Genomic DNA, 22452 nt, shown 5'->3' with positions numbered 1-22452 from the left:
TGGTGGATGGCGTCATGCAGTCGTGTGCGGGACGCTGGCTTGCTGCACCGCGGTAAGTGCCGTCAACCGGTGCAGCTTGTCGAGCGTGCTCGGCCAGAGGCTCTGGCTGAACTGCTCGCGGAAAAAGCCGAAGTGGCCGATGCGCCGGGCCTGAACGTCGGCCGGCGCAATGCGCTGGACTGCACTTGGCGCTCCGGCATAGAAGCTCACGAGGCTCTCGGTGCCCGCGAGCGTCATCAGTTCGTCGTCCGTGATCGACAGCGCAAGCACCGGAAAACGCACGCGCCCGTAGCTCTGCAACGCGCGCTCGCCTTCGGCACCCACGCTGTAGCGCGGATGGAGGCACCAGCGGCGCCACTGCAGGATCACGCCCCGCGGCAGGTCGCCGACCTTCTTGAGCTTGCGGCCCGGAAAGTAGCCGCACAGCCGCGTGACCAGCGGCACCAGCACGAACCAGAAATAGAGGATGCTGCGCTTGAGCTTGGGCGCGTTCTCGCGCCAGTAGCCGCTGCCGGCGGCGATGCTGACGAGGCCGTCGACCTGCTCCGGCCGCTGGAGGAAGCCCGGCAGCTGGGCACCGAGGCTATGGCCGAAAAGATAGAGCGGCTGCCTGGGCAGCGCAGCCTTGGCGGTGTCGATGACCGCCTCGTAGTCGCGCGCCCAGTCGAACAGGTCGGCCTCGAAGCCGCGCAGCGTGGCGCCGTTGCGCGAATCACCGCTGCCGCGGTAGTCGAAGGTCCAGACGCGCAAGCCCTGCCCGGCGAGCCATTGCGCGAACGGTTCGTAGAACGATTGGCGCACGCCCATGGCGCCGCCGATCACGATGGTCGCCCGCGGTTCGCTTGACGGATCGTAGCGGCGTACGGCGACTTGCACGCCCTCGCCAACTGGAAGCTGCTGCATCTGCATGAAGTGTCTCCTTCGTGTGCCGACACTCGTCGCGGTGTTTTGCGCGTTGCCAATCAGACCCGCTCGAAAATGCCTGCTGCGCCCTGCCCCATCCCCACGCACATCGTGACCATGCCGTACTTCAAGTTCTCGCGCCGCAGTGCGTGCACCACGGTCGCCGCGCGAATGGCGCCGGTCGCGCCGAGCGGATGGCCCAGCGCGATTGCGCCGCCCATCGGGTTCACCTTCGACGGATCGAGCCCCAGCGTGTTGATGACGGCCAGCGACTGCGCGGCAAAGGCTTCGTTGAGCTCGAACCAGTCGATGTCCTCGTGCTTGAGCCCCGCATAGCGCAGCGCGGCCGGAATCGCCTCGATCGGGCCGATGCCCATGATGTGCGGCGGCACGCCCTTGCTCGCAAAGCTCACGAAGCGTGCAAGCGGTGTCAGGCCGTACTGCTTGACCGCCTTCTCGCTCGCGAGGATGAGTGCGCCCGCCCCGTCCGAGGTCTGCGAGCTGTTGCCGGCCGTGACGGTGCCGCGCGCAGCGAACACGGTGCGCAGCTTGGCCAGGCCTTCGAGGCTGGTGTCGGGGCGCGCGCCTTCGTCGAGGCTCACCGTGCGCGTCTTCGCGAGCGACTCGCCGGTCTTGAGGTTCGGCGTGCGGTCGGTCACTTCGATAGGTGTGATCTCGTCCGTGAACTTGCCGGCTTTCTGCGCGGCCATTGCCTTCTGGTGCGAGGCAAGCGCAAACTCGTCCTGCGCCTCGCGGCTCACCTTCCACTGCTGCGCGACCTTCTCGGCCGTGAGGCCCATGCCGTAGGCAATGCCCACGTCGCCCTCGCGCTCGAAGATGGAGGGCGACAGCGAAGGCGCGTTGCCCATCATCGGCACCATGCTCATGCTTTCAACACCGGCGGCGATCATCACGTCGGCCTCTCCGACACGAATGCGGTCCGCGGCCATCTGCACTGCAGAGAGGCCTGAAGCGCAGAAGCGGTTGACAGTGATGCCGCCGATGCTGGTCGGCAGGCCCGCCAGCACCGCGCCGATGCGGGCGACGTTCAGGCCCTGCTGAGATTCCGGGATCGCACAGCCGCAGATGATGTCTTCGATGGCCTTCGGGTCGAGGCCCGGCACGGCGGCGAGCGCGGCCTTGAGCGTGGTCGCGAGCAGGTCGTCGGGACGGTAGTTGCGGAAGTAGCCGCGGTGGGATTTGCCGATGGGCGTGCGGGTGGCGGAGACGATGTAGGCGTCTTGGATTTGTTTCATGGATGGCTCCTGGATTTAGCTCCTTCCCCCTCTGGGGGAAGGTTGGGATGGGGGCAGGCGGCCTTCAACTCGTTCAGGCGGTTGAGGACGGCTTGCAACACCCCTTCAAAATTGACAAACGGATCGTTTGACCCGAAGCGCAAGACCTCGAATCCCTGCGCATGCAGGAAAGCATCGCGCCGTGCGTCGTAGCTATGCTGCCCTTGGTGTTGCGATCCGTCGAGTTCGACGATCAGCAGGGGATCGAGGCACGCGAAGTCGGCGATGTAATTTCCGATGGGATGCTGGCGACGAAACTTCACACCCAGTTGCTCGCTTCGAATTCCGCTCCAGAGCCTGCGCTCGGAATCGGTCATCTCACGTCGCAGGACGCGGGCGTTCTGCTGTGCTTTGGGAGTGGACTGGTTTTGCATAGGCCGATGCCCCCATCCCGACCTTCCCCCAGAGGGGGAAGGAGGAAGAGGGAACCTCGTCAGTTCCGCACCGGCTTCCCCGTGCTCAGCATCCCCATGATCCGCTCCTGCGTCTTCGGATGCACGATCAGCGAGCAGAACGCTTTGCGTTCCAGCGTCATCAGGTACTCCTCGGTCACGAGCGAGCCCGCATCCACGTCGCCGCCCGTCACCACGTTGGCGATCAGGCTTGCGATGTGGAAGTCATGCGCGCTGATGAAGCCGCCGTCGCGCATGTTGACGAGTTGCCCCTTGATGGTCGCGGCGCCACTGCGGCCCGCCACGCGGAAGCTGCGGCGCAGCGGTGCGCGGTAGCCGGCGTCGGCCATGGCCTTGGCTTGCTGCAGTGCTACGTAGAGCAGCTCGTCCTTGTTCGGAACGATCACGTCGCTATCGAGCAGGTAGCCGAGCTTCTTCGAATCGAGCGCGCCGGTGCCGACCTTGGCCATGGCCGCGGCGGTGAAGCCCTCGGTGAGGAACGGCAGCAGGTCGGTGCCGGTGGAGGCCGCCGCGTTCTCGGCCGCACGGCGTGCGATGTAGGTCAGGCCGCCCGCGCCGGGGATCAGGCCCACGCCCACTTCGACGAGGCCGATGTAGCTTTCCATTGCGGCAACGCGCTTGGACGAATACACGGCCAGTTCGCAGCCGCCGCCCAGCGCCATGCCGCGCACGGCCGAGATCACCGGCACGCTCGCGTAGCGGATCTTGAGCATCACGTTCTGCAGTTCTTCCTCGGCACCTTCGACCGCACCGATGCCGGCGACCACGAAGGCCGGCAGCATCGCCTGCAGGTCGGCGCCCACCGAGAACATCTCGTCGGGCGACCAGATCACCAGGCCCTTGTATTCGGCCTCGGCCAGGTCGACAGCGGCGCCCAGCGCTTCGGCCACGTCGGGGCTGATGGCGTGCATCTTCGAATGGATGCTGGCGATGAGCACTTCACCGTCGAGCGTCCAAACGCGGACGTCGCCTTCGTCGCTGATCGTGGTGCCGGCCGTGTTGGCGTCGACCGCGTTCGCGCCGAGCACGCTTTCGGGGAACAACTGGCGGTCATGCACCGGCAGCTTGCGCTGCGGCACGAACTTGCTCTGCGAAGCGCTCCACGAGCCATCAGGCGTATGAACGCCGCCGGCCTGCGCGACCGGGCCTTCGAACACCCATTTGGGCAGCGGCGCAGTGCTCAATGCCTTGCCGGTGTCGATGTCTTCCTGCACCCACTTGGCAACCTGCGCCCAGCCGGCTTCCTGCCAGAGCTCGAACGGAGCCTGCTTCATGCCGAAGCCCCAGCGCATCGCATAGTCAATGTCGCGCGCGCTCTCTGCAATGGTCTCCAGATGCACGGCGGCGTAATGGAAGCTGTCGCGCATGATGGCCCAGAGGAACTGGCCCTGAGGACCTTCGCTCTCACGCAGCAGTTTCAGACGCTCGCCCGCGGGCTTCTTGAGCATGCGGCCATACACCTCGTCGGCCTTGGCACCGGCGGGCACGTAATCGCCGCTCTTCAGATCGAAGCGCAGGATGTCGCGGCCGGCCTTCTTGAAGAAGCCGGCCTTGGTCTTCTGGCCCAGGTTGCCGAGTTCGAGCAGCTTGGCGAGCACGGGCGGCGTCGAGAAGTTGGCGTAGAACGGGTCGCTCTTCTCGTCGAGGTTGTCCTGCAGCGTCTTGACGACGTGGGCCATGGTGTCCAGGCCCACCACGTCGGCGGTGCGGAAGGTGCCCGAGCTCGCGCGGCCCAGCTTCTTGCCCGTGAGGTCGTCCACCACGTCGGGCGTGAGACCGAACTTCTCGACTTCTTTCAGCGTGGCCAGCATGCCGGCGATGCCGACACGGTTGGCAATGAAGTTGGGCGTGTCGTGCGCGCGCACCACGCCCTTGCCGAGCGTGCTGGTGACGAAGGCCTCGAGGTCGTCGAGCACCTGCGGTTGCGTAGTGGGCGTGTTGATCAACTCCACCAGGAACATGTAGCGCGGCGGGTTGAAGAAGTGAATGCCGCAAAAGCGCGGCTTCAGCGCTTCGGGCAGTGCCTCGCTGAGCTTGGTGATCGAAAGGCCCGAGGTGTTGGAGGCCAGGATCGAGTGTTTGGCGACGTGCGGCGCGATTTTCTTGTAGAGATCGAGCTTCCAGTCCATACGTTCGGCAATGGCTTCGATGATGAGGTCGCACTCGCCGAGCTTGGCGAGGTCGTCCTCGTAGTTGGCCTGCTCAATGAGCACCGCGTCCGCCACGTCGCCGAGCGGCGCCGGCTTGAGCTTCTTGAGGTTGTCGATGGCGCGCGAGACGATGCCGTTCTTCGCTGCACCTTGAGCGACAGCGCCGGTCGCGTCCTTGGCCGCCAGGTCGAACAGCACCACGGGCACGCGCACGTTGACGAGGTGGGCCGCAATCTGCGCACCCATCACGCCGGCGCCGAGCACGGCGACCTTCTTCACTTGAAATCGGGACATGTTGATTGGTATTTCTTGAATTGAAAACGTGGCCGATTACTGGACACGATTCCAGGTTTGCGTGCGCCAGAACGGTCCGAGGTAGCCGCGCACTTCGAGCTTCTTGCCGCCATCGATGGGCGTGAAGCTCGCGCGGTATTCCTTGCCGTTCTCGGGGTCGAGGATTTTTCCGCCTTCCCAGACGTCCTTGCCCTCGGCCTTCTTGCCGCCGCGGATGATGTCGAGCCCCGTGATGGGCTTGCCCTTGCGGTCGTCGCCGCATTCATCGCAGATCGCGTCGGGCTTGGCGTCCTTCCGGAGCGACTTCTCGATGCGTCCGATGAGCGCGCCGCCGGATTCGCCGATGCGGATCTCCGCCTTGACCTCGCCCGTCTTGTCGTCGACGTTGCGCCAGAGCCCCACCGGGGTGCTCTGGGCCATGACTGTGGCAGAGATAGCGGCCAAGGCCATGGCTGCAAACAACGATTTCATGATTGGGTTCCCGGCTGGACGATGAAGAAGAACAGCAGCCTCAGGCCAGCGCCGCTTCGGTATCCATCAGCACCTTGCTGCCGGCGCGCGCGGTGCGCATCAGCGTCGCGGTCTCGGGGAACAGCTTGGCGAAGTAGAAGCGCGCGGTCTGCAGCTTGGCGACGTAGAACGGATCGGTGTTGCCGGCGGCAATTTCGCGCAGTGCCACCTGAGCCATGCGGGCGAACAAATAGCCGAACACGAAGTGGCCGGCCACGCGCAGGTAGTCCACCGCGGCGGCGCCCACTTCGTCGGGGTTCTGGAAACCCTTGAAGCCGATCTCGGTCGTGAACTTGGTGAGCTGGTCGCCCAGCATGGCGATCGGGTTGATGAACTCGGCCATCTTCTCGTTCACGCCTTCTTCTTCTACCAGTTTGGCGACGAGTTTTCCGAACTTCTTGAGCGACGCGCCGTTGTTGCCCAGCACCTTGCGGCCCAGCAGGTCCAGCGACTGGATGGTGTTGGTGCCTTCATAGATCATGTTGATGCGGTTGTCGCGCACGAACTGCTCCATGCCCCATTCCTTGATGAAGCCATGGCCGCCGAACACCTGCATGCACGAATTGGTCGCGATGTGGCCGTTGTCGGTGATGAAGGCCTTGACAATGGGCGTGAGCAGCGCGACCAGTTCGCCCGAGTCCTTGCGCACCTTTTCATCGGGATGGTTGTGCTCCTTGTCGAGCAGCAGCGTGCAGAAGATCTGCAGCGCGCGGCCGCCTTCGGCATACGCCTTGGCCGTGAGCAGCATCTTGCGCACGTCGGGGTGCACGATGATCGGGTCAGCTTCCTTGTCCTTGGCCTTCACGCCGGAAAGCGAACGCATCTGCGTGCGGTCCTTGGCGTAGGCCAGCGCATTTTGATACGCCACTTCGGTCAGGCCGAGCGACTGGTTGCCCACGCCCAGGCGTGCGGCGTTCATCATCACGAACATGGCTTGCAGGCCCTTGTTGGGCTCGCCCACTAGCGTGCCGGTGGCGCCTTCGATCACGATCTGCGCGGTGGCGTTGCCGTGGATGCCCATCTTGTGCTCGAGGCCGGCGCAGAAGATCGGGTTGCGCTCGCCGAGCGAACCGTCGGCCTTGACCTTGAACTTGGGCACCACGAACAGGCTGATGCCCTTGCTGCCCTTGGGCGCATCGGGAAGGCGGGCCAGCACGAGGTGAATGATGTTGTCCGTCATGTCGTGCTCGCCGGCCGAGATGAAGATCTTGCTGCCGGTGATGCGATAAGTGCCGTCGGCCTGCGGCTCGGCCTTGGTGCGCAACAGGCCCAGGTCGGTGCCGCAATGGGGTTCGGTCAGGCACATGGTGCCGGTCCATTCGCCGCTTGTGAGCTTGGGCAGGTAGGTCTTCTTTTGTTCGTCGGTGCCGTGGGCCACCAGGGCTTCGTACGCGCCGTGCGAGAGGCCGGGGTACATGGTCCAGGCCTGGTTCGCGCTGTTGAGCATTTCGAACAGGCACTGGTTCACCACGAAGGGCAGGCCCTGGCCGCCGAAGGCCGGGTCGCACGACAGCGCGGGCCAGCCGCCTTCGACGTACTTGGCGTAGGCGTCCTTGAAGCCCTTGGGCGTCTTCACCTCATGCGTGGTCTTGTCGAGCTTGCAGCCCTCTTCGTCGCCGCTGATGTTGAGCGGGAACGTGACTTCGGCGGCGAACTTGCCGGCCTCTTCGATCACCGCATTGATGGTGTCGGCATCGGTCTCGGCATGGGCCGGAAGCGCCTTGAGTTCATCGGCGACGTTGAGCACTTCGTGCAGCACGAACTGCATGTCGCGTACGGGTGGGTTGTAGGTAGGCATCCGGAACTCTCCTGGTCGAAAACTGGAAAAAAAGAAAAGGAAGAACGAAAAAACGGGCGCTCAGCGCACCGGCTTGAGCCGGCGGGAAGCGGAAGGCTTGGACTTGGCGGCGGCCGTCTCGGCCGGCGGTGCTTCGGGCGTGGCACTGCGCGCCAGGATGTTGTTGAAGCCCACGTTGGCGCGGCCGATGGAGCCCGGCACCTGGAGAAAGCGCGCTTCGTAGTGCAGCGCGAGGATCAGGCCGTGGATCTCGAAAGCGACCTGGCGCTCGTCGGCGTCAGCGCGCAGATGGCCTTCGCTCTTGGACTGCACGATGGCGCGCAGAACGGCCGCCTGCCAGATGCTGACCGACTCCACGAGCGCATCGCGCACCGGGCCGGGACGGTCGTCGAATTCGGAAGCGCCGCTGATGTAGATGCAGCCCGAGTCGATTTCGGCCGAGGTGCGCTTCATCCAGTTGGCGAACATGGCGCGCAGCCGCGGCAGGCCGCGCGGCGCCTCAAGGGCCGGAAAAAACACCTCTTGCTCGAAGCGCGCGTGATACTCGCGCACCACAGAGATCTGCAGCTCCTCGCGCGAGCCGAAGTGGGCGAACACGCCCGACTTGCTCATCTTCGTAATTTCGGCCACGGCGCCGATCGACAGGCCTTCGAGCCCGATCTGCGCCGCCAGCGCCAGCGCCGCGTCCACAATGACGGCCTTGGTCTGCTGGCCCTTCTGGGCGGCACGGACCGGCTTGGCGGGAACGGCATTGACAGACATCGTGGAAGCTCCGAATAAAACGAACGGTCGTTCTATTTTGCAGGCGCTTTGCGATTTTGGCTGTCAATGACCCTCGGTGATTGAAGGTTAATTGATGCGCAGCGGGGCCACCTCCGGCCCCGCCCGGGCTCAGAACTCCTGCGACACGGGCCGCAGCACCACCTCGTTGATGTCCACGTTCGCGGGCTGCTCCACGGCGTAGACCACGGCGCGTGCCACGGAGTCGGCGGGAATCTGGTTCGCCTCGTAGAACGCCTTCACGCCGGCCGCGCTCTCGGCGTCGCTGCTGCCGAACTTCAGCTCCGATTCGATCGCGCCGGGCGACACGATGGTCACGCGCACGCCGCTGTTGCCCATTTCGACGCGCAGCCCTTCGGAGATGGCACGCACCGCATGCTTGGTCGCGCTGTAGACGGTGCCAATCGGCGTGAACACCTTCAGCCCCGCGATGGACGCCACGTTGACGATGTGGCCGCTGCCCTGCGCCTGCATACGCGGCAGCACGGCGGCAATGCCGTAGAGCACGCCCTTGATGTTGACGTCGATGGTGCGATCCCACTCGTCGACCTTGAGCTTCTCGAGCGGCGACAGCGGCATCACGCCCGCGTTGTTGACCAGCACGTCAATGCGGCCGAAGGCTTCGACGGTGGCGGCCGCGAGCTTTTCCAGATCGTCGCGCTTCGCCACGTCGGTGGCGACGGCCATCGCTTCGCCGCCGGCTTCGCGGATTTCGGCGACCACTTTGTCGAGCCGGTCGGTGCGCCGTGCCGCGAGCACCACCTTGGCGCCGCGTGCGGCCAGGTGGCGCGCGGTCGATTCGCCAAGCCCGCTGCTCGCGCCGGTGACGATGGCAACCTTGCCGCGGATGTTGTCTTGTACGGATGTCATGGGGATTTCCTTTCGGGTGTGTTGAAGAAGAAGTGCATGCAGTGTGGAAAATCCATGCGTTCCCGTAAATGAAACTCTGGCGACTTCAGAATTCCCCAAACTGGAATTCGCCTCCTCTTGAAAGCAGCCCATGGCCAACCGACTCGAAGCCCTGCGCGTGTTCTGCACCGCCGCCGCTGCCGCCAACTTCCGCGAAGCAGCCGCGCGCCTGTCCGTCTCGCCACAGGTGGTGACACGCGCGGTGCGCGAGCTCGAAGAAGAACTGGGGGAGCCCTTGTTCCACCGCAGCACGCGCGGCGTGCAGCTTACTGACTTCGGGCGGCAGCTCGCGGAGCGCGCCCGCGTGGCGGTGGGCGGCATCGATGAGCTTTTTCACCAGATCGACCGGCGCACGCTGTCGCAGCACGCGGGCACGGTGCGGGTCACGGCGCCGCATGTGTATGCGCGGCTCATTCCGCACGCACTGGCGCCGCTGCTGGCAGCGCACCCCGGGCTCGTGCTCGACCTGCGCCTGTCGGAACAGCATGCCGACGTGGTGGACGAGCAGATCGACATCGGCGTACGCGTGGGGCCGATGCGCGACGCCCGCTTCGTCGCGCGGGCCGTCGGAAAAATGCCCCTGCGTGTGGTGGCGGCGCCGGCGCTCATTGCGCGAGTGGGCACGCCGCGTGATCTCGACGCCCTGTCTGCCCTGCCGCTGACGGCGCTGATCAACCGCAGCTCCGGCCGCCCCTGGCCGTGGCCGTTCAGCAAGCGGCGGGTGCTGACGGTCTCGTCGCCCGCGTTCGTCACGGACAACATCGATGCCGAATGCGCCGCCGTGCTGGGCGGCGTCGGCATCGGCCAGCTCATCGGACCGCTGGCCGAACCGTGGTTGCAGTCGGGGGCGCTCGTGCCTGTGCTGGAGGCGGATGCGCCGGAGCCATTTCCGATTCACGTCTATCGTCCGCAGCGCGCGCCGGTGCCGGCACGCGTGCGGTTGGTGTACGACGAGCTGATCCGGGTGCTGCGCTGAGCGCGCCGCCGCGCGTCAACAAAAAAGGCGCGCCGGGCTTTCGCCCGCCGCGCCGTTCGTGGCTCGCTGCCGCGAGGCTCAGAGCTTGAAAGGCACCACTTCCTGGCGCTGCTCGCCCAGGCCTTCGATGCCCAGCGTCATCACGTCGCCCTTCTTCAGGTAAAGCGGCGGCTTCATGCCAAGGCCGACGCCGGGCGGCGTGCCGGTGGTGATGACGTCGCCGGGCAGGAGCGTCATGAACTGGCTCAGGTAGCTCACGATCTTGGCGATGCTGAAGATCATGGTCTTGGTGTTGCCGGTCTGCATGCGCTTGCCGTTGAGGTCGAGCCACATCGACAGCTTCTGCGGGTTGGGCACTTCGTCGCGCGTGACGAGCCACGGGCCAAGCGGACCGAAGGTGTCGCAACCCTTGCCCTTGTCCCAGGTGCCGCCGCGCTCGATCTGGTACTCGCGCTCACTCACGTCGTTGATGGTGCAGTAGCCAGCCACGAAGTTGAGCGCATCTTTTTGCGAGACGTAGCGCGCACGCGTGCCGATGACCACGCCGAGCTCGACTTCCCAGTCGCTCTTGACCGAGTTCTTTGGCAGCATGACCGGATCGTTCGGGCCCTGGATGCAGCTGGTCGCCTTCATGAAGACCACGGGCTCCGCGGGGATCGGAAGGCCCGATTCGGCCGCATGGTCGGCGTAGTTCAGGCCGATGGCAATGAACTTGCCGACATTGGCCACGGGACTTCCGAAGCGCGGCTTGCCCCTGACCAGCGGCAGCTTGTCGACCTTCTGCTTCTGCAGCTTGGCAAGGGCGGCGTCGCCGAGTTGCTCGGGCCCGATGTCCTTGACCACCGCGCTCAGATCGCGCAGACGGCCTTCGCTGTCGATGAGGCCGGGCTTTTCCTTGCCGGGGTTGCCATAGCGAACGAGTTTCATGTTGTCCTTTCTTGTGAGACTGATTTGACTGGCTAGTAAGTGGAGCGGCCGCCGGAGAGGTCGAACACAGCGCCGGTGGAGAACGAGCAATCTTCGGTGCAAAGCCAGCCGACCATAGCCGCAATCTCTTCCACCGTGCCAAAGCGGCCCATGGGAATTTTCGAGAGCATGAAGGCGATGTGCTCGGGTGTCATCTGGTCGAAGATGGCGGTCTTCACCGCCGCGGGCGTCACGCAGTTGACGCGGATGCTGGTGTCGGCCAGCTCCTTGCCCAGCGACTTGGTGAGCGCAATCACGGCGGCCTTGCTCGCACTGTAGGCGCTGGCGTTCGGGTTGCCCTCTTTTCCGGCGACGGAGGCAATGTTGACGATGCGGCCGTAGCCCTGCTTTCGCATCTGCGCCACCACCTCGCGGCAACAGAGAAAGACGCCGTTGATGTTGACGTCCATCACCTGCCGCCAGTCATCCACGGGGTAGTCCCACAGCTTGGTGTTGGGGCCGGTAATGCCGGCGCTGTTGACGAGCGCGTCGATGCGCGGCGCATGGGCCAGCGTGGCCGCCACGGCCGCGGCCACCGAAGGCTGCTGCGCCACGTCGACCTTGACCGCGAAAGCCTTGGCACCCAGCGCAGTGCAAGTCTGGCGGGCCGCGGCCTCGTCGCGGTCCCACAGGGTGACGCTGCCGCCCGACGCGATCAGCCGCTGTGCAATGCCGAAACCCAGCCCCGCCGCGCCGCCGGTCACCACCGCGTGGCGGCCGGCGAAGTCGAGCTGGTTCATATGGTGAGGCCGCCGTCGACCGTGAAGGCCTGGCCGGTCGCGAACACCGATTCGTCGCTCGCGAGGAACACCACAACGGGTGCGATTTCTTCGGCCTTCGCGAGCCGCCCCATGGGTTGGCGTGCGATGAACGCCTTGCGCGCAGCCTCGGGATCGTCGTTGGCATTGATGCGGTCGCCGAGGGACGGCGTATCGACCGTGCCTGGACACACGGCATTGCAGCGGATGCCGCGGGTCACGAAGTCGGCCGCCACGCTCTTGGTGAGGCCGAGCACCGCCGCCTTGGTGGTGCCGTACACGAAGCGGTTGGGCAGCCCCTTCATGCTCGAGCAGACGCTCGCCATGTTGATGATACTGCCGCGCCCCGCCGCCAGCATGCCGGGCAGAGCGGCCTGGATGGTCCAGAACTGCGCTCGCACATTGAGGTTGAACGCGAATTCGAGGTCTTTGTCGGTGGCGTCGAGCGCGGTGCCGTTGTGCACCACGCCGGCGCAGTTGAACAGCACGTCGAGTGCCGGAAGACTCTTGAAGAAGGCGGCGATCGCATCCTTGTCGAGCACGTCGAGCCTGGCGGTGCGCACGTTGGCCACGCCGGCGTAGCGCTCGAGCAGCTTCTCATTGACGTCGGTGGCCCACACCTGGGCGCCTTCGGCCGCCATGGCGAGAACGCTCGCGTGGCCGATGCCTTGTCCGGCCGCCGTGACGAGCGCGGTCTTGCCCTTGAGTCTCATGCATGTCTCCTTGAAAGTTGGAAGCGGCCGTTCAGGGTTTGGCCCGATGGCAACGGCGCAGCGAGATCGTATTCTGAATTGGCCTTACCACTTGTCCAATTCAGGACAACCCTTAACTCCCGCACCCGTGCCAATCCAGACCGTCGAACCCCAGCGCCTGTACCGCCAGATTGCCGACCAGCTCCGAGAGCTGATCGGCAAGGGCGAATTCACGGTCGGGGCGCGGCTGCCGGCTGAACGCGATCTGGCCAAGCAACTTGGCGTGAGCCGCCCTTCGGTGCGCGAGGCGCTGATTGCGCTGGAAGTCGAAGGCTGGGTCGAGGTCCGCACCGGCTCGGGCGTGTACGTGCTCGACCGCTCGCATCGGGCGGCCAAGCCGATCGCGCCCACCGAATGGGGCCCGCTGGAACTGATTCGCGCGCGCCGCGTGATCGAGGGCGAGACCGCCGCCATTGCGGCGACGATCGGCAAGCGCAAGGACATCGACGCCATGAGCCGTGCCATCGAAACGATGCGCGGGCTCGCCGACCGCGAAATAATGCCACTCGAAGGCGACCGCGCGTTCCACGTGGCCATCGTGAACGCCAGCGGCAACACCGTGCTGATGGAGACGGTGCAGAGCTTCTGGGATTCCCGCAACGGACCGATCTTCACGCGGCTGGGCGGCTACTTCGAAACAGTGGCCTCCTGGCGCTCGGCCATTGCCGAGCACGAGGCCATTCGCGACGCGGTGGCCGCGCACGACCCCGAGTCCGCGCGCGCCGCGATGCACGCCCACATGGACAACTCGCACCAACGATTCAGCGCGAGCTGGCGTCGCGCAAAAGCCGCCTGAATCGCCAGCATCTCCTTCATCAAAATGTTTTCTAACCCCACACCACGAGTTCCACGATGAATCCCTTCATTCGCCTGCATCCGGCCGACGATGTCGTGATCGCGCGCAGCCAGCTGGTCGGCGGCGCCAAGGTCGAAGACTTCGCCGTGCGCGGCCTGATTCCCGCCGGGCACAAGGTGGCGACGCGTGCCATTGCCGCCGGCGAGCCGGTGCGCCGCTACAACCAGATCATCGGCTTTGCGAGCAAGCCGATTGCGGCCGGCGAGCACGTGCACACGCACAACCTCGACATGGGTCCCGACAAGGGGGATTTCGAGCGCGACTATGCGTTCGGCGCCGACGTGAAGCCCGCGCCCCCAAAGCGCGAGGCCACCTTCATGGGCATCAAGCGCGCGGACGGCCGCGTGGCCACGCGCAACTACATCGGCGTGCTCACGAGCGTGAACTGCTCGGCCACCGCGGCGCGCGCCATTGCCGACCACTTCTCGCGCAAGACCAATCCATCGGCCCTGGCGGACTACCCGAACGTCGATGGCATCGTGGCCCTCACGCATGGCACCGGCTGCGGCATGGACACGCAGGGCATGGGCATGCAGATCCTGGAGCGCACGCTCACGGGCTATGCCACGCACCCGAACTTCGCGGGCGTGCTGGTGGTGGGCCTGGGCTGCGAGGCGAACCAGATCAATGCCTGGCTTGCGACCGGTCACCTGGCCGAGGGCGAGAACTTTCGCACCTTCAACATCCAGGACACCGGCGGCACGCGCAAGACGGTGGAGAAAGGCATCGCGCTGATCAATGAGATGCTGCCGCGAGCCAATGCGGTGAAGCGCGAGCCCTGCAGCGCGGCGCACATCACGATCGGGCTGCAATGCGGCGGCTCGGACGGGTACTCCGGCATCAGCGCCAATCCGGCGCTGGGGGCGGCGGTCGATCTGCTGGTGGCACATGGCGGCACGGCCATCCTCAGCGAAACGCCCGAGGTCTATGGCGCCGAACATCTGCTGACGCGCCGCGCGGTCAAGCGCGAGGTCGGCCAGAAGCTGGTAGACCGCATCAAGTGGTGGGAGCACTACACCGAGATCAACGAAGGCGAGATGAACAACAACCCCTCGCCGGGCAACAAGGCGGGCGGCCTCACGACCATCCTCGAAAAGTCGCTTGGCGCGGTGGCCAAGGGCGGCACCAGCAACCTCGAGGCGGTGTACGAGTATGCCGAGCCCGTCACGGCGCACGGCTTCGTCTATATGGACACGCCGGGCTATGACCCCGTGAGCGCTACCGGGCAGGTGGCCGGCGGCGCAAACGTCATCTGCTTCACGACCGGGCGCGGCTCGGCCTACGGCTGTGCGCCTTCTCCTTCGCTGAAGCTCGCGACCAACTCGGCGCTGTGGCAGCGGCAGGAAGAGGACATGGACATCAACTGCGGCGAGATCGTGGACGGTACGTCGTCGATCCAGGAGATGGGCCAGCGCATCTTCGAACTGGTGCTGGCCACCGCGTCGGGCGAACCGTCGAAGAGCGAGAAGCATGGCTACGGCCAGAACGAATTCGTGCCGTGGCAAGTCGGCGCGGTCATGTAGCTCGCCCCCAGGGCTACGCGCACTTCGTGTCGCTTCTCCCTCCCCCTACCGGGGGCAACACCAGCGGCCCGGCAAAGCCGGTTCCGCGGTGTTTCACGAACGGGCCTTGCTGCGCGGCCCTTGATCAAACCCATGGAGTCACCTGATGCCCCAAACCCTTCCCGCCGCTACGTTGCAATCGCAATGCGCGCAAATCCTGACTGCTGCCGGCAGCACCCCGGCTGAAGCCGCGCAAGTGGCCGGCAACCTGGTGCTGGCCAACCTGAGTGGCCATGACTCACACGGCGTGGGCATGCTGCCGCGCTATGTCGATGCGGTGGCCGAGGGCGGGCTCGTGCCCAATGCATCGGTCAAGGTCAATGCCGACATCGGCACGATGCTCGCGATCGACGGCCAGCATGGCTATGGCCAGATCGTCGGCGTGCAGGCGACGGAGCTCGGCATCGCGCGCGCCAAGCAGCATGGCAGCTGCATCTTCACGCTCGCCAATGCGCATCATCTGGGCCGCATCGGGCACTTTGCCGAAATGGCGACGGCGCAAGGCTTGGTCTCGATGCACTTCGTCAACGTGCTGTCGCGGCCCGTGGTGGCGCCGTGGGGCGGCGGCGACGGGCGCTTTGGCACCAACCCGTGCTGCATCGGCATTCCGCTGGCGGGGGCCGAGCCCTTCCTGCTCGACTTTGCGACCAGCCGCGTGGCCCAGGGCAAGATGCGCGTCGCGCACAACAAGGGCGAACGGGTGCCCGACGGCTACCTGATCGACGAACGCGGCGCGCCCACCAACGACCCCGGCGTGGTGGTGGTGCCGCAATCCAACGGCCTCTTCGGCGCACTCATGACCTTCGGCGAGCACAAGGGCTACGGCATGGCGATGGCGTGCGAGTTGCTTGGCGGCGCGCTCAGCGGCGGCGGAACCTGGCACCGCCCAGCCGACACCGCGCGCACCGTACTCAATGGCATGCTGACAATCCTGATCGACCCCGCGAAGCTTGGAACCCAAGCGAGCTTCGAGCAGGAAGCGACCGCCTTCGTCGAGTGGCTGCGCCAGAGCCCGCCAGGCGAGGGCTTCGACCAGGTGCAAATCGCCGGCGAGCCGGAGCGCGCCGCACGCGTGGCCCGCGAGCGCGACGGCATCTGGCTCGACGATGCGACGTGGGGAGAAATCGTCGCGGCGGGTTCGAAGGTGGGCGTGGCGATCGCGTAGAAGCCTGCTTGCCTGGCTAACGGCGCGCGTTGCGCGACTTCTGGCTCAGCACGATCGCAATGCCGCCGAGGATGGCCACCGACGCGGCCGCGAGCCGCGGCGTAATGGCTTCCGACAGCAGCAGCACGCCGCCGATCGCAGCCAGCAGCGGCACCGACAGCTGCACGGTGGCCGCCTGCATGGCCGAAAGACGGGCCAGCGCTGCATACCAGATGACATAGCCGAGGCCCGAGGTCACGGCGCCGGACGCCACGGCCAGCGCGATACCGGTCACGTCCGCATGGGCGCGCGCGACGAAGACAAGACTCAGCGCCAGCGCCAGCGGCACGGCCCGAAGGAAGTTGCGTGCCGTGGCGGCCAGCGGATCGGCCACGCCGCGGCCGCGCAACGAATATACGCCCCAGGCCACCCCGGCGATCGCCATCAGCACGGCGCCCAGGAGCGGCGGCGCGGCGACGCCCGGCAGCACGAGATAGACGAGCCCGCCCGCCGCCAGCACGAAGCCCAGCCATGCGAGCGGCCCGAAGCGCTCGCCGGAACCCAAGCCCGCGCCGAGCATCGTGAGCTGGACCGCACCGAACAGGATCAGCGCGCCCGTTCCCGCCGGCAGGCTGAGGTAGGCGAACGAAAAGAATGCGACGTAGCCGAACAGCATCGCGGCGGCGAGCCAATCGACGCGGGCGGGCGACGGCGGCCGTGCCCTGAGCCGCACGACGAGGGCGAGAGTGAGCGCGCCCGAAACCAGCCGGATGCTGCCGAAGCTGGCCGGATCGATGCCCTGGTGCTGCAGTGCCAGCCTGCACAACAGCGAATTGGCCGCAAACGCGACCATGGCCGCCGCGGTGAGTGCCACGGTCTGCAGGAGGGACGGAGCGCCGCGCGCCTCGGACACGGCTTCAGACATGCGACGCCACCATGAAGACGGCCCAGCCCAGCAGCGCGAACCCGAGCGGCGCGCTCAGGCGACGGCCCCAGGGTACGTTTTTTTCCAGTGCCATGACGACGGCCAGAAGAAGCATCCAGCCTAGGCTGCCCGTGCCGACGGCGAACATCAGCAGCATCAGCGCCCAGCAGCAGCCGACGCAGAACAGGCCATGGTGCGTGCCCAGTGCAAAGGCCTGGCGTGCCTGCGCCTGTCCGCGCCAGTGCTCGATGACGAAGCTCAATGGCGAGCGGCACTTTTCAAGGCACTGGTGCTTGAGGCGGCTGAACTGGAAGGCGCCGGCCAGCGCGATGGTCGCGGCGCCGATCACCCAACCGTGCCAGGCCAGCGTTGGCGCGCTGGCGAGCAAAGCTAGCACCGCGCTGTGGAGCCCGTGCGCCAGCAGCCCGAAGGCACCCCACACCGCCATGTAGCCGAGCCCCAGCATCACCAGCAGGCGCGCATGGTCCGGGCGCCCCGTGGTCAACCGATCGAAGGCGTTGAACAGCGGCAGCGTGGTCGGCAGCATCATGGCCATTGTCATGAGAATCCACGTCACGGCATAGAGCACCGCGGGCACGACCACGCCGCCGGCGGGAACGACCTGGCACAGGAACGCAGCCGGGCCCGAGACGGTCCAGTCGCCATGTTCAAGATAGCGTCCGTAAGGGCTGCGCGCCCAGGCCCACAGCACCAGCCACGCGAGCGTGGCGAGCGCGGCAAGAACCGGCAGGAACACGCGGCGGTGCCGTACGGCGCTGCGCGGCGGCAAGCCGGCCCTTTGGCGGCCCGGCGCGGCGCTCATGAGTCGAAGACGAAGGTGCTCTGCAGCGCGTTGTGGTTCTTGATGTCGAGGTCGATGCCGAGGGCGGGATTCTTCGACCGGTAGGTGGGCGCCTTGCCGACGAACACCGGCGCGCCGGGCACAGTGGAGAACACGGTGTCCGACAGCGTGGTCTGTCCGCCGGTTGCGCCGCGGTAGGGTTCGAGTTCGGCGTAGTAGTCCTTGCCGATCTCCAGTTCGCCCTTGCCTTCGTTCACGGTGAAACGGATGGGCGCCCGCTCGACCGACACCACCTGGCCGATGAGCGCGGCCAGGTCGGCGATCGGCCCGCCGGCCTTCCCGGTGTAGACCTTGAGCAGCGCTTCCTCTTGTTCCTTGGAGGCCTTGTCGTCGACGAAGATCGCCGCCGTCCAGTTGCCTTCGAGGATATTTCCGGGCACATGCGCCACGGCCGCGATGGTGTTGCCGCCGACGTCGACGCCGTCGATGGTTCCCTTGTCGATGCGCCAAGCGACGATGGTGTCGCAGGTGCCGTTGTCAGGGTCCTCGCCGATCCAGCAGGGACACAGGACGTTGCAGTTGCACACTTCCAGCAGGCGACCTTCCAGGTGATAGCTCATACGAACCTCCGTTCAGAAGCCACACAAACACGGACTTGTCGCCGCAATTCAGCGGCAAGGGGCACTGATCGTACGCTTCGCAACAAGGCAAGTCGAGTGCGGCGCGCGGTCCCGCGCCATCCCCTCCTTAGCCGACGATCAGCGCGATCGTGGCTTCGAGATGCTCCGAAGGCGCGCGTCGGAAGCCCGAGCGCGTGAAGCGCTGCAGCTGGCCGACCACGAAGGCCGTGAGCGCCGCGGCGCGCACCTGGGCGTCCACCGTGGGTGTGGTCGAGCCATCCGCCGCGGCGGCGCCGCGCAACACCTGGCGCAAGGTGGCTTCGATTTTGTCGAAGAACTGGTTCATGCGCTGTTGGAGCCGCTCGTTCTCGAACACCAGCGCATCGCCCACCATGACGCGCGTCATGCCGGGGTTGCGCTCGGCAAACTGCACCAGCAGCGTCAGGATTCTTGCGGCCTGCTGGGCACCCGTTGCACCCTCGCGCTCGAGGATCTGGTTCACCAGCGTGAAGACGCTTTGCTCGATGAAATCGATCAGGCCTTCGAACATCTGTGCCTTGCTCGCGAAATGGCGATAGAGCGCGGCCTCGCTCACATCCAGCCGCGCAGCCAGTGCCGCGGTCGTCACCCGTTCGGCGCCAGGCTGCTCGAGCATGGCCGCCAGCGCCTGCAGGATTTGCACGCGCCGCTCCCCGGGCTTGGGTCGCTTTCGCACCGGAGCTGCAGTGGTCGGCGTCTCTGTCTGGGTTTCTATGCCGGGATAGCTTGTCTCTTCGTTCTGCATGGGAGCGCGTGCAAAGATGTAATCAATTGATTCTCGCACAGGGCCGCTCGCAGTGAGCGCGTGCAAACCAGCCCCTGCAAAGCTCGTACAGAATCGGGCCCTGCAATCAGGAAAGAGTTCACATGGCCCAAAGCAGCGTTCTGGTGACCGGCGGGGCAGGCTTCATCGGCAGCCACACCTGCGTGGCGCTGGCCGCTGCCGGATACACGCCGGTCATTCTCGACAACCTTGGCAACAGCGACGTCCGCGTGCTGGAGCGGTTGAGCCAGATCACCGGCAGCGCGCCGCGGCTGATCGAGGGCGACGTGCGCGACAGGGCTCTTCTCGACCGCGTGCTGGGCAACGAACGCTTCTCGGCCGTGATCCACTTTGCGGGCCTCAAGGCCGTCGGCGACTCGGTGGCCGACCCGCTCACGTACTACGACAACAACGTGCATGGAAGTTTGGTGCTCGCATCGGCCATGCAGCAGGCAGGCGTCCATACGCTGATTTTTTCGTCGTCGGCCACGGTGTACGGCGAACCCGACCATTCACCCATTCCTGAAGACGCGCCCTGCAGGCCGGCCAATCCCTACGGGCGCTCGAAGCGCATGGTGGAAGAAGCGCTGATCGATCTGCACCGGGCCGAACCAAGCTGGCGCATTGCGCTGCTGCGTTATTTCAACCCGGTGGGCGCGCATGAGAGCGGACTTATCGGCGAACATCCGCAAGGCAAGCCGAACAACCTGATGCCCTTCGTGTGCCAGGTGGCGGTGGGGCAGCGCGACAAGTTGCTGATTCACGGCAAAGACTATCCGACGCCCGACGGCACCGGCGTGCGCGACTACGTGCATGTGATGGACCTGGCCGAAGGGCACGTGGCGGCCCTGCGGCACGCAGAAAACCAAGCGGGCCTGGTCACGCTGAACCTCGGCACCGGCCGCGGCGCCTCCGTGCTCGAAGTGGTGCATGCCTTCGAACGCGCGAGCGGGCGGCCGCTTCCTTATGAGGTCGGCCCGCGCCGGCCCGGCGACGTGCCAGCGTACTGGGGCGATCCGTCGCTCGCAGAGACGACCCTGGGCTGGCGTGCGCAACGCGGGCTCGATCAGATGTGCGCGGACAGTTGGCGGTGGCAGCAGGGGAACCCGAACGGGTACGACACTGCAGCCATCGATCGCTGACCACATTGGCGGCATTGCAGCGAGAGCCGACGAGGCGCGCGCTGGGATCAAAACGGCGCGTTGTCCTTCAGGCTGCGGTACTTCGAATTGATTACGCTGGTAACGAACGCATACCTCCGTATCGAGCAAGCCAAGGCTCAAACAGCCTGTTACCCCCTGCAGCTCTTTCATAGCTGCTTCTCTCGGTATTCTGAATCGACGGGATTTCTGCACGCCAGAGAACCCCAGCTACCGCTTCACCTTTGAACACTTGGGAGAATGACTTTGTCTATCGATCAAGCACGATATACCCATTGGGCCGCAGCGCGCCGGTTTCCATCTTTTGCGGATGACGCATACCGGGCCTGGACTGAAGAAGGCGCATCGTGTCTGCAAGCGCAAAAGGCGGCGCTGGGTATCGAACTGGCGAGTCTCCCCTACCAGCACGGCATCAGCTTCGCGATCGCCGACAACGGCGACGACGAAGAGCTACGCGATACCTTGGCGTCGCTTTCTTCCCAGTGGTGCCATCGATTCGATGCGGTGGTGGCGTGCCAGCCCTCGCGTGCCGCAACTGTCAACGCGGCGCTCCTGTGCGTCAAGGATTCGGTCAATGTTCGCCTCGTCGTTTCGGGTGCAACGGCAAGTCGCACCGAGTTGCTGCAAATCGCGCTGGAGCATTCGGCCGAAACCTTTTTCGGAGTGATCCTGGCAGGCGACCGGCTCGCTCCGTCAGCCGTTTCCTCCCTGCAGCTCGCATTGGCAAACCGGCCGGAGGCGGTGGTCATGTATTCGGACGAAGACTGGATCACCGAGGACGGCATCCGCTGCAAGCCGCGGTTCAAATCAGCTTGGGATCCGGAGGCGCAACTGGGGTTTGATCTGCTGGATGGCCTGTGCGTGATGAAGCGCGCAAACGTTCTGGACGCCGGGGGTTTTGGCTCCAAGTTCGAACCGGCCGCACGCTACGATCTGCATTGCAGAGTGGCCATGCCATTGCATTGCAGCCGGATCCGTCATGTGCCCTCGGTGCTGTATCACCGGCGGATACCACCGGTCCTGAATGCGCGTGACACCGCGGACGCCATCGAGACCTACGCGGCAGCGGCCAGGCGGGTCGCCTCGGCAGCGGCCTTCCAACAGACAGGGACCGCAGTCGATGTTCGGCCGTCGCCCATCGCGGAGTTTGTCAACCACGTTCGCAGGCCGCTGCCCAATCCTGCGCCCCGGGTGAGTGTGCTTGTGCCGACCCGCGACCGTGCGAGCCTGGTCAGGACCTGTCTGAATGGTTTGCTCGAGCAAACCGACTATCCCGACTTCGAAGTCATCATTCTCGACAACGACAGCATCGAGCCGGCGACCATGGCCTTGTTCGCGGAACTACGCGGTGATCCTCGCGTTCGCGTGCTGCGCGTTCCCGGCCCTTTCAATTTTTCGGCGATCAACAATGCAGGCGCACAAGCTTCGACTGGCGAGGTGCTGCTTTTCCTGAACAACGACATCGAAGTGCTGGATGCCGGGTGGCTGCGCGAAATGGTTGGCGAAGTCATGCGGCCGGACATTGGCTGCGTGGGCGCAAAGCTCCTCTACGGCAACGGCACCGTCCAGCACGCCGGCGTCATCCTGCAGCGCGGACCGCTCGCAATGCATGTGTGCCGCACAGACGACGCCACGGACTCCGGAGTGGACGGGCGTCTTGCGGGCACGCGAGGGTACCTGGCGGTGACCGGGGCCTGCCTCGTCGTTCGCCGCGCGGTGTTCGAGCAGGTCGGGGGATTTGACGGCGAACATCTGGCGGTGGCCTTCAACGACGTTGACCTTTGCCTCAAGGTGAACGATGCGGGGTACCGCAACATCTGCACGCCATTTGCATCCTTGCTACACCTTGAAAGCGCGTCGCGCGGACACGACCACGCTTCGGAAGAAAAGCAGAAGCGAGCCCGACGCGAGCAGGACTACACCAGCGCCAAGTGGATCGATCGCTTCGAAAACGATCCCTATCACAACCCGAATGTGCTGCTGGACTGGCTCACCGGTGCCCAGTTGGCAAACAACGTCGATCCACGCTGGCAGCTCGCACGCTGACACCGGCAGTTTCATCAAACCGAATCTAGCG

21 protein-coding genes are annotated in these 22452 nt (G+C 65.5%); 6 read left to right on the top strand and 15 right to left on the bottom strand.

The features are described from left to right. Positions 1-12: 12 nt before the first annotated feature. The 8 genes from BLR24_RS23820 to BLR24_RS23785 form a co-directional block, all read right to left on the bottom strand. On the bottom strand, positions 13-909 hold the full coding sequence (locus tag BLR24_RS23820) for an alpha/beta hydrolase family protein (protein ID WP_093021671.1): 897 nt from the start codon (positions 907-909) through the stop codon (positions 13-15). A gap of 53 nt (positions 910-962) precedes the next feature. Next, positions 963-2159: an acetyl-CoA C-acyltransferase gene (locus tag BLR24_RS23815; RefSeq protein ID WP_093021668.1), complete on the bottom strand. Its 1197-nt coding sequence runs from the start codon at positions 2157-2159 to the stop codon at positions 963-965. Continuing rightward, on the bottom strand, positions 2156-2572 hold the full coding sequence (locus tag BLR24_RS23810) for an endonuclease domain-containing protein (protein WP_139188794.1): 417 nt from the start codon (positions 2570-2572) through the stop codon (positions 2156-2158). The genes BLR24_RS23815 and BLR24_RS23810 overlap by 4 nt, the downstream gene beginning before the upstream one ends. A 59-nt stretch (positions 2573-2631) precedes the next feature. Then, positions 2632-5055, bottom strand: a complete 2424-nt coding sequence (locus BLR24_RS23805) for a 3-hydroxyacyl-CoA dehydrogenase/enoyl-CoA hydratase family protein (protein ID WP_093021664.1) — start codon at positions 5053-5055, stop codon at positions 2632-2634. A gap of 36 nt (positions 5056-5091) precedes the next feature. Continuing rightward, the gene (locus tag BLR24_RS23800; RefSeq protein ID WP_093021661.1) at positions 5092-5526 is read right to left on the bottom strand and encodes a DUF2147 domain-containing protein; all 435 of its coding nucleotides are present in this window, start codon (positions 5524-5526) and stop codon (positions 5092-5094) included. A 40-nt stretch (positions 5527-5566) separates the two neighbouring features. Continuing rightward, a complete protein-coding gene (locus BLR24_RS23795) occupies positions 5567-7363 on the bottom strand; it encodes an acyl-CoA dehydrogenase C-terminal domain-containing protein (protein WP_093021658.1) in 1797 nt (598 codons plus the stop codon). A gap of 60 nt (positions 7364-7423) precedes the next feature. Then, positions 7424-8125, bottom strand: a complete 702-nt coding sequence (locus tag BLR24_RS23790) for a TetR/AcrR family transcriptional regulator (RefSeq protein ID WP_093021655.1) — start codon at positions 8123-8125, stop codon at positions 7424-7426. A 129-nt stretch (positions 8126-8254) separates the two neighbouring features. Further along, entirely contained in the window at positions 8255-9013 is a 759-nt protein-coding gene (locus tag BLR24_RS23785) for an SDR family oxidoreductase (RefSeq protein ID WP_093021652.1), read from the bottom strand. A 130-nt stretch (positions 9014-9143) separates the two neighbouring features. On the opposite strand from BLR24_RS23785, the gene BLR24_RS23780 reads away from it, so the two are divergent. Next, the gene (locus BLR24_RS23780; RefSeq protein ID WP_093021649.1) at positions 9144-10028 is read left to right on the top strand and encodes a LysR family transcriptional regulator; all 885 of its coding nucleotides are present in this window, start codon (positions 9144-9146) and stop codon (positions 10026-10028) included. A 78-nt stretch (positions 10029-10106) separates the two neighbouring features. On the opposite strand, the gene BLR24_RS23775 is transcribed toward BLR24_RS23780, so the two are convergent. The 3 genes from BLR24_RS23775 to BLR24_RS23765 are packed head-to-tail and all read right to left on the bottom strand — an operon-like array spanning position 10107 to position 12465. Continuing rightward, positions 10107-10955: a fumarylacetoacetate hydrolase family protein gene (locus BLR24_RS23775; RefSeq protein WP_093021646.1), complete on the bottom strand. Its 849-nt coding sequence runs from the start codon at positions 10953-10955 to the stop codon at positions 10107-10109. A gap of 32 nt (positions 10956-10987) precedes the next feature. Beyond that, a complete protein-coding gene (locus BLR24_RS23770) occupies positions 10988-11734 on the bottom strand; it encodes an SDR family NAD(P)-dependent oxidoreductase (RefSeq protein ID WP_093021643.1) in 747 nt (248 codons plus the stop codon). Then, positions 11731-12465, bottom strand: a complete 735-nt coding sequence (locus BLR24_RS23765; RefSeq protein ID WP_093021640.1) for an SDR family oxidoreductase — start codon at positions 12463-12465, stop codon at positions 11731-11733. The genes BLR24_RS23770 and BLR24_RS23765 overlap by 4 nt, the downstream gene beginning before the upstream one ends. Before the next feature lie 127 nt (positions 12466-12592). On the opposite strand from BLR24_RS23765, the gene BLR24_RS23760 reads away from it, so the two are divergent. The 3 genes from BLR24_RS23760 (at position 12593) to BLR24_RS23750 (ending at position 16087) form a co-directional block, all read left to right on the top strand. After that, positions 12593-13300, top strand: a complete 708-nt coding sequence (locus tag BLR24_RS23760; RefSeq protein WP_093021637.1) for a FadR/GntR family transcriptional regulator — start codon at positions 12593-12595, stop codon at positions 13298-13300. A 56-nt stretch (positions 13301-13356) separates the two neighbouring features. Next, positions 13357-14883, top strand: coding sequence for a UxaA family hydrolase (locus BLR24_RS23755; RefSeq protein ID WP_093021633.1), 1527 nt, complete (start codon positions 13357-13359; stop codon positions 14881-14883). Positions 14884-15028: 145 nt separating this feature from the next. Then, positions 15029-16087: a malate/lactate/ureidoglycolate dehydrogenase gene (locus BLR24_RS23750; protein WP_093021630.1), complete on the top strand. Its 1059-nt coding sequence runs from the start codon at positions 15029-15031 to the stop codon at positions 16085-16087. A gap of 16 nt (positions 16088-16103) precedes the next feature. Here BLR24_RS23750 and BLR24_RS23745 read toward each other — a convergent pair whose 3' ends face one another. The 4 genes from BLR24_RS23745 to slmA form a co-directional block, all read right to left on the bottom strand. Continuing rightward, a complete protein-coding gene (locus BLR24_RS23745) occupies positions 16104-16991 on the bottom strand; it encodes a DMT family transporter (protein ID WP_093021627.1) in 888 nt (295 codons plus the stop codon). Next, positions 16984-17814, bottom strand: a complete 831-nt coding sequence (locus BLR24_RS23740) for a DUF2182 domain-containing protein (RefSeq protein ID WP_175543337.1) — start codon at positions 17812-17814, stop codon at positions 16984-16986. The genes BLR24_RS23745 and BLR24_RS23740 overlap by 8 nt, the downstream gene beginning before the upstream one ends. Next, the gene (locus BLR24_RS23735; RefSeq protein WP_018903738.1) at positions 17811-18413 is read right to left on the bottom strand and encodes a DUF1326 domain-containing protein; all 603 of its coding nucleotides are present in this window, start codon (positions 18411-18413) and stop codon (positions 17811-17813) included. The genes BLR24_RS23740 and BLR24_RS23735 overlap by 4 nt, the downstream gene beginning before the upstream one ends. Positions 18414-18540: 127 nt before the next feature. Continuing rightward, positions 18541-19197, bottom strand: coding sequence for a nucleoid occlusion factor SlmA (gene slmA, locus BLR24_RS23730; RefSeq protein ID WP_093021624.1), 657 nt, complete (start codon positions 19195-19197; stop codon positions 18541-18543). Positions 19198-19319: 122 nt separating this feature from the next. On the opposite strand from slmA, the gene galE reads away from it, so the two are divergent. Next, positions 19320-20357 (top strand): UDP-glucose 4-epimerase GalE, encoded by a 1038-nt coding sequence (galE, locus tag BLR24_RS23725; protein ID WP_093021621.1) that lies wholly within the window; start codon positions 19320-19322, stop codon positions 20355-20357. A 264-nt stretch (positions 20358-20621) separates the two neighbouring features. Next, positions 20622-22421, top strand: coding sequence for a glycosyltransferase family 2 protein (locus BLR24_RS23720; RefSeq protein WP_254787542.1), 1800 nt, complete (start codon positions 20622-20624; stop codon positions 22419-22421). Positions 22422-22452: the final 31 nt, after the last annotated feature.

Source organism: Variovorax sp. OV700, assembly GCF_900099805.1.
GTDB lineage: Bacteria > Pseudomonadota > Gammaproteobacteria > Burkholderiales > Burkholderiaceae_C > Variovorax.
This window is presented reverse-complemented; position numbering and strand designations above follow the sequence as displayed.

Bases quoted from the DNA above. Each gene is read 5' to 3' on its own strand.
- galE (WP_093021621.1), top strand. From the start codon at position 19,320: ATGGCCCAAAGCAGCGTTCTGGTGACCGGCGGGGCAGGCTTCATCGGC.
- BLR24_RS23745 (WP_093021627.1), bottom strand. From the start codon at position 16,991: ATGTCTGAAGCCGTGTCCGAGGCGCGCGGCGCTCCGTCCCTCCTGCAG.
- BLR24_RS23750 (WP_093021630.1), top strand. From the start codon at position 15,029: ATGCCCCAAACCCTTCCCGCCGCTACGTTGCAATCGCAATGCGCGCAA.
- BLR24_RS23820 (WP_093021671.1), bottom strand. From the start codon at position 909: ATGCAGATGCAGCAGCTTCCAGTTGGCGAGGGCGTGCAAGTCGCCGTA.
- BLR24_RS23815 (WP_093021668.1), bottom strand. From the start codon at position 2,159: ATGAAACAAATCCAAGACGCCTACATCGTCTCCGCCACCCGCACGCCC.
- BLR24_RS23735 (WP_018903738.1), bottom strand. From the start codon at position 18,413: ATGAGCTATCACCTGGAAGGTCGCCTGCTGGAAGTGTGCAACTGCAAC.
- BLR24_RS23770 (WP_093021643.1), bottom strand. From the start codon at position 11,734: ATGAACCAGCTCGACTTCGCCGGCCGCCACGCGGTGGTGACCGGCGGC.
- BLR24_RS23790 (WP_093021655.1), bottom strand. From the start codon at position 8,125: ATGTCTGTCAATGCCGTTCCCGCCAAGCCGGTCCGTGCCGCCCAGAAG.
- BLR24_RS23785 (WP_093021652.1), bottom strand. From the start codon at position 9,013: ATGACATCCGTACAAGACAACATCCGCGGCAAGGTTGCCATCGTCACC.
- BLR24_RS23780 (WP_093021649.1), top strand. From the start codon at position 9,144: ATGGCCAACCGACTCGAAGCCCTGCGCGTGTTCTGCACCGCCGCCGCT.
- BLR24_RS23795 (WP_093021658.1), bottom strand. From the start codon at position 7,363: ATGCCTACCTACAACCCACCCGTACGCGACATGCAGTTCGTGCTGCAC.
- BLR24_RS23755 (WP_093021633.1), top strand. From the start codon at position 13,357: ATGAATCCCTTCATTCGCCTGCATCCGGCCGACGATGTCGTGATCGCG.
- BLR24_RS23805 (WP_093021664.1), bottom strand. From the start codon at position 5,055: ATGTCCCGATTTCAAGTGAAGAAGGTCGCCGTGCTCGGCGCCGGCGTG.
- BLR24_RS23765 (WP_093021640.1), bottom strand. From the start codon at position 12,465: ATGAGACTCAAGGGCAAGACCGCGCTCGTCACGGCGGCCGGACAAGGC.
- BLR24_RS23810 (WP_139188794.1), bottom strand. From the start codon at position 2,572: ATGCAAAACCAGTCCACTCCCAAAGCACAGCAGAACGCCCGCGTCCTG.
- BLR24_RS23800 (WP_093021661.1), bottom strand. From the start codon at position 5,526: ATGAAATCGTTGTTTGCAGCCATGGCCTTGGCCGCTATCTCTGCCACA.
- BLR24_RS23775 (WP_093021646.1), bottom strand. From the start codon at position 10,955: ATGAAACTCGTTCGCTATGGCAACCCCGGCAAGGAAAAGCCCGGCCTC.
- slmA (WP_093021624.1), bottom strand. From the start codon at position 19,197: ATGCAGAACGAAGAGACAAGCTATCCCGGCATAGAAACCCAGACAGAG.
- BLR24_RS23740 (WP_175543337.1), bottom strand. From the start codon at position 17,814: ATGAGCGCCGCGCCGGGCCGCCAAAGGGCCGGCTTGCCGCCGCGCAGC.